We start from the raw sequence: 5,605 nt of genomic DNA, 5'->3' as shown, positions 1-5,605 counted from the left end.
GGCGGTTGCCACGTTTGCGAGATTTAAGGAGCGAACTTTTGGGCTGAGCATCGGTAGGCTGAATGTGCGATCTTGCATGCCTTCCAGTATTTCCGGCGACAATCCTTTGGATTCACATCCAAACACCAAGTAACCATCTGGATGATAAACTGGGGCGTATAAGCTTTGCACGCCGTGTTCTTCAAAGAAATAGAGCCTATCATGCGCTGGCTTGCGTTTCTCGATGAAGCTGTCCCAATCGTCATATTCGGTCAGTTCTACATGCTTCCAATAGTCGGTTCCCGCACGGCGCACTGATTTTTCATCAAGCGAAAAGCCAAGGGGTCTGATCAGGATCAGTTCCAGATTTAGGGCAACACAAGTCCGCCCGATCGCGCCAGTGTTCCAAGGGATTTCGGGCGTAACGAGCACGATCTTCATACGAGGTTCGGACAGGGACATTTCAGGCTTTCTTGGTTGGTGTATGCAGATCGGAATACATCTCCAAATGCACCTAGCCTAAGTTTGCAGCGGGCAACATGGCATCTTTGGATTTCTTTGTTTTTTACTGGTAAGGCTTCGTCGATGAAAATGGTTTTCTTGTGCGCGCAACATGCAGAAACGTGCGGAAGCATCAGGCTTCCAACTCACCTTCCAAGAACCGCTCGAAGGCGTCCATGTCGAGTTCTTCGAATTGGCCGAAACTTTGCATCCAGACCGATGCGGCTTTCAAAGCGTCGGGTTCTATTTTGCACCATTTCACGCGACCGCGTTTTTCTTGGGAGATGAGCTTGGCCTTGGTCAGGATGCCCAAGTGTTTGGAAATTGCGGCCAGTGACATTTCGAATGGTTCGGCCACATCCGTTACGGCCATGTCGTCCTCCAGTAGCATCGACAGGATCGCGCGGCGCGTGGGATCGGCGAGGGCCGCGAAGGTGATATCAAGAGGATCGCTCATAGGGCCATAAACGCGCAATTGGGGTAATCGTCAACCAAATGGTTGAATATCGCGATAGGGACTTTTGGCGTCAAAACTGGCTGTGACGGGCTGTCACAGGACTCAAAAATTATGATTTTTGTTAGCAATTTCAGCGCCTTAAAAATGGCGCTGATTGACTTGACTCATTGCCCCCTCCCCCTTAGCACTGCCCTAAACCTCAGTGAGGGATTTGGACCGTTGACCGAGCCTGAAAATCAAGACCGTCTCAAGCAATTGGACGAGCGGATTGCCAAGGCAAAGTCATCGTTAGAGTCCGGTCCCGCGTCAGAGGAACACTATTCGCAAGCCCAGCAGGGCTGGCGCATGGTGACAGAGCTAGTTGCCGGTCTTGGGATCGGCTTTGGCATCGGATACGGGCTTGATGTGCTGTTTGGCACGATGCCCATTATGCTGGTGCTGTTTACATTTATGGGTTTCGCAGCGGGCGTCAAAACGATGATGCGCACTGCACAAGAAATTCAGGACAGACAAGTGGCCGAACAGGCCAGTGATGAAAAAAGGGGCTGACACGATGGCAGACAAAGCAGCAGAAGGCAGCAGCCTTGTATTTCACCCGATGGACCAATTCATCGTTCAGCCGCTCTTTGGCAACGGTCCTATCCACTGGTACACGGTGACAAACGTTACACTTTGGTTGGCATTGGCCGTTCTTTGTGTGGTTGGCCTGATGGTCATCGGCACATCCCGCCGCGCGATCATCCCGAACCGCAGCCAGTCCATCGGCGAATTGGCGTACGGTTTTGTTTACAAGATGGTCGAAGATGTGACGGGCAAAGATGGCCTCGTGTACTTCCCATACATTATGACACTGTTCATGTTCATCGTTTTCGCCAACTTCCTTGGCCTGATCCCGATGTCCTTCACAACAACGTCCCACTTCGCGGTCACGATTATTCTGGCCTTCGCAGTGTTCTTCACAGTCACGATCCTTGGCTTCGTTAAGAACGGCGCTGGTTTCCTTGGCCTGTTCTGGGTGGCAAGCGCGCCGCTGGCACTGCGCCCGATCCTAGCCGTTATCGAGTTGATCTCTTACTTCGTGCGCCCCGTTAGCCACTCCATTCGTTTGGCGGGCAACGTTATGGCGGGTCACGCGGTTATCAAAGTTTTCGCAGGCTTTGCTGCGATCGCAACGATTTCCCCGATCTCCGTTGTCGCGATTACTGCGATGTACGGTCTCGAAGTCCTCGTAGCCTTCATTCAGGCCTACGTCTTTACCATCCTGACATGCGTCTATCTGAAAGATGCATTGCACCCGTCTCACTAACTAATGTGGGTGCGTGACAACCACGCACCTTACACACCTATCTAACTTCCAATCGTAAGGAGAATTATTATGGAAGGCGATCTCGCACACATCGGCGCAGGCCTCGCAGCAATCGGTTCCGGCGCAGCCGCTATCGGTGTTGGTAACGTAGCTGGCAACTTCTTGGCAGGCGCATTGCGCAACCCATCCGCTGCTGCATCGCAGACAGCAACACTCTTCATCGGCATCGCGTTCGCAGAAGCACTGGGCATCTTTGCATTCCTAGTTTCCCTTCTGCTTATGTTCGCAGTCTAAGCCGAACGATCTAATCCTTACGCGCGGGCGGCTTTGTTAACCCTAAGCCGCCCGATGTAGAGAAAAGTTCCGACGGAGGACGAAACATGGCTACCGAAACTACAGGTGCCGTCAGCTCATGTGTGGATTCCCATGGTTCAGCCATTGGTATGCCGCAACTGTGCTTTGAATGGTTTCCAAACCAGATTTTCTGGCTCGTTCTCACTCTTGTAGTGATCTTTCTTGTCCTGTCCCGCATTGCTTTGCCTCGCATCGCCGCGGTTCTGGCAGAGCGTCAGGGAACGATTACCAATGACATCGCCGCAGCAGAAGCTTTGAAAGCCAAAGCCGTTGAAGCGGAAGATGCCTACAACAAGGCCCTGTCAGATGCGCGTGCAGAAGCACAAAACATCGTGGCAAGCGCCAAAGCAGATATTCAAGCTGATCTCGACGTTGCAATTGCGAAAGCAGATGCAGAGATTGCTGCAAAAGCCGCTGAGTCTGAAAAAGCAATCGGTGAAATCCGTGCAGGCGCTCTTGCGAGTGTTGAAGAAGTTGCAAAAGACACTGCCGCAGAAATCGTTTCTGCACTGGGCGGTAAAGCGACTGCAAAAGACGTGAGCGCGGCTGTCGCTGCTCGCTTGAAAGGGTAAGATCATGCGTATCACAGCACTTACACTCCTCGCGGCAGTATCAGCGCAACCAGCATTGGCTGCATCCGGCCCATTCTTTTCCTTGGGCAACACTGACTTTGTTGTTCTACTCGGCTTCTTGCTGTTCATCGGCGTCTTGTTTTACTTCAAGGTGCCCGGACTGCTCGGCGGTCTTCTCGACAAGCGCGCGGAAGGTATCCGCGACGAGCTCGATGAAGCCAAAGCCCTACGTGAAGACGCTCAAGCGCTTCTTGCCTCTTACGAGCGCAAGCAAAAAGAAGTTCAAGAGCAAGCAGATCGTATCGTAGAAGCAGCGAAGAAAGACGCAGCAACTGCAGCGGATCAAGCAAAAGAAGACCTCAAAGCATCCATCGCACGTCGCCTCGCGGCAGCGACAGATCAAATCGCATCTGCAGAAGCAGGCGCCATCAAAGAGGTGCGTGACACAGCGGTTGGCGTTGCAATTGCAGCAGCAAACGATGTGATCGCGAAACAAATGACAGCGAAAAGCGCAACTGCGTTGATCGACGACGCAATCGGCGAAGTTGCAGCAAAACTGCACTAAGCGAAACGCGTTACCTGACTTAAAGAAGCTCGGCCCTCGTGGCCGGGCTTTTTCTTTTGTAGGTTTCCTTTCCTAAAGTCTGAGGACTCACATGACGCCTGATTTTCGCACACGTGCCATCACAATCTGCAATTCCAAAATTGACAAAAAAGGCCCAACGGTCGGACTGTCCTTCTATGCGTTCTTTGCAAACAAGAACGACAACCCTGCCCTCTTGATGGACGTGGCACGATGGTGGATTGAAGTTCACGAATTAGACCACTTTGAAAAGGCGGTTAAAATTCGCGATATGCTTGCGTCTGGCGCTTAAAGGCCCCCTCTTTCTGTTTCATCTTTCCATATAAACTTCGGGATTTGGGGCAGCGCCCCAATCTGCCGCTTGCGGCTCATCAAACGCGTGCAAAGCACGCACATTCAGATCAAGTCCGCTTGACTTAAATAGCGTGTCATTGGCACGATGCGCCATGAGCTCAAACATACTCCGCAACATCGTCGAAAATCCTGATCTCGGGATACATATGTCCGATGGCACCCGTCTCTCCGCACGCACTTGGATTCCAGAAGACGCAGGCGAAGCGCCTGTACCGGCGATCCTCGAATTCCTGCCCTATCGTAAGCGCGACGGCACCACTGCGCGGGACAACCTCACCCATCCCTATTTCGCAAAACGCGGCTACGCTTGTATCCGCGTCGACATGCGCGGCAATGGCGATAGCGAAGGGTTGATGGAGGACGAATACAGCCCCCAAGAACTCGCTGATGCGGTTGAAACGATCAACTGGCTTGCGGAGCAGCCTTGGTGCTCTGGCAATGTTGGCATGATGGGCATCAGTTGGGGTGGCTTTAACGCGCTGCAAGTCGCCGCGCTTCAGCCTGAGCCGCTTAAGGCAATCATCACGCTTTGCTCGACCGTAGATCGCTACGCGGATGACATTCACTTCAAGGGTGGCTGTTTGCTGAATGAGAACCTTGGGTGGAGCGGGACCATGTGGTCCTATTCTTCGCGTGCGCCTGACCCCGCCTTGCGGCCTGATGATTGGCGCGAGATTTGGCTGGATCGTTTGGAGAATGAGCCGTTCCTCGCGGCGCATTGGTTAGAGCATCAAACGCGGGATGGCTATTGGCAGCATGGATCCGTTTGCGAAGATTTTTCAGCGCTCAAGGCCGCAACCTTGGCCGTTGGTGGCTGGGGGGATGCGTATAAGAACGCGCCTGCGCAGCTGATCGAAAATCTGGACGCGCCGGCAAAGGCCATTGTTGGTCCGTGGGTTCATAAGTACCCGCATTTTGCGGTGCCAGAACCACGTATCGGCTTTCTCCAAGAGGCACTGCGCTGGTGGGATCATTGGCTGAAAGGCGAAGAGACTGGTGTCGAGAATGATCCAGCCTATCGTCCCTATTTGATGGAGTCTTTACCGCCAAAAGCGTGGTACACGGAGCGGCCCGGTCAATGGCTCGCGATGGAGGACGGACCATCAAACCTGCCTGTGGAAACTTGGCATTTCGCAGAGGATCGTTTGCAGAGTACGCCAGAGCGCTTCACCCAAACGATTGCCTCGCCGCAGACGTGTGGCGCACATTCGGGCGAATATTGCGCGATCTGGCTTGGTCCTGAACTGCCCGATGATCAGCGTGCCGATGATGCCATGTCGGCGGTCTTCAAAACGTCCCCATTAGACGAAACAAAGGACATCGTTGGCGCGCCTAAAGTCACGTTGACCCTGACCTGCGACAAGCCGCAGGGGCAAATCGCTGTCAGATTGCTCGACTTGCACCCGGATGGCGCGAGTTCGCGAATTACTTACGGCGTTCTCAACCTGTCCCATCGCGATTCTCATGCGTCGCCTGAGCCGCTTGAGATGGACCGCGAA

General features: G+C 53.4%; 9 protein-coding genes. 7 read left to right on the top strand and 2 right to left on the bottom strand.

Annotated elements, in window-relative coordinates; genetic code table 11:
• Positions 1-441: tRNA (cytidine(34)-2'-O)-methyltransferase (locus tag ABJQ89_RS15205; protein WP_348497027.1), on the bottom strand; the 441-nt coding region annotated here is incomplete at its 3' end.
• 172 nt (positions 442-613) lie between these two features.
• Positions 614-937 (bottom strand): metalloregulator ArsR/SmtB family transcription factor, encoded by a 324-nt coding sequence (locus ABJQ89_RS15200; protein ID WP_348497026.1) that lies wholly within the window; start codon positions 935-937, stop codon positions 614-616.
• A gap of 219 nt (positions 938-1,156) precedes the next feature.
• Here ABJQ89_RS15200 and ABJQ89_RS15195 point away from each other — a divergent pair, with 219 nt between their 5' ends.
• The 7 genes from ABJQ89_RS15195 to ABJQ89_RS15165 all read left to right on the top strand — a co-directional run.
• The gene (locus tag ABJQ89_RS15195) at positions 1,157-1,486 is read left to right on the top strand and encodes an AtpZ/AtpI family protein (RefSeq protein WP_348497028.1); all 330 of its coding nucleotides are present in this window, start codon (positions 1,157-1,159) and stop codon (positions 1,484-1,486) included.
• Between the two features lie 4 nt (positions 1,487-1,490).
• Positions 1,491-2,243 carry a F0F1 ATP synthase subunit A gene (locus ABJQ89_RS15190; protein ID WP_348497025.1) on the top strand — a complete coding sequence of 251 codons (753 nt, stop codon included), beginning with the start codon at positions 1,491-1,493 and terminating at the stop codon, positions 2,241-2,243.
• A gap of 69 nt (positions 2,244-2,312) precedes the next feature.
• The gene (locus tag ABJQ89_RS15185; RefSeq protein ID WP_005981269.1) at positions 2,313-2,537 is read left to right on the top strand and encodes a F0F1 ATP synthase subunit C; all 225 of its coding nucleotides are present in this window, start codon (positions 2,313-2,315) and stop codon (positions 2,535-2,537) included.
• 86 nt (positions 2,538-2,623) lie between these two features.
• Positions 2,624-3,169 carry a F0F1 ATP synthase subunit B' gene (locus ABJQ89_RS15180; RefSeq protein WP_348497024.1) on the top strand — a complete coding sequence of 182 codons (546 nt, stop codon included), beginning with the start codon at positions 2,624-2,626 and terminating at the stop codon, positions 3,167-3,169.
• A gap of 4 nt (positions 3,170-3,173) precedes the next feature.
• Positions 3,174-3,734 carry a F0F1 ATP synthase subunit B gene (locus tag ABJQ89_RS15175; RefSeq protein WP_348497023.1) on the top strand — a complete coding sequence of 187 codons (561 nt, stop codon included), beginning with the start codon at positions 3,174-3,176 and terminating at the stop codon, positions 3,732-3,734.
• A gap of 91 nt (positions 3,735-3,825) precedes the next feature.
• Positions 3,826-4,044: a DUF6500 family protein gene (locus tag ABJQ89_RS15170; RefSeq protein ID WP_348497022.1), complete on the top strand. Its 219-nt coding sequence runs from the start codon at positions 3,826-3,828 to the stop codon at positions 4,042-4,044.
• A gap of 154 nt (positions 4,045-4,198) precedes the next feature.
• A partial coding sequence (locus ABJQ89_RS15165; protein WP_348497021.1) for a CocE/NonD family hydrolase occupies positions 4,199-5,605 on the top strand: 1,407 nt, incomplete at its 3' end.

Source organism: Planktotalea sp. (genome assembly GCF_039984035.1).
Classification (GTDB): domain Bacteria; phylum Pseudomonadota; class Alphaproteobacteria; order Rhodobacterales; family Rhodobacteraceae; genus Planktotalea.
This window is presented reverse-complemented; position numbering and strand designations above follow the sequence as displayed.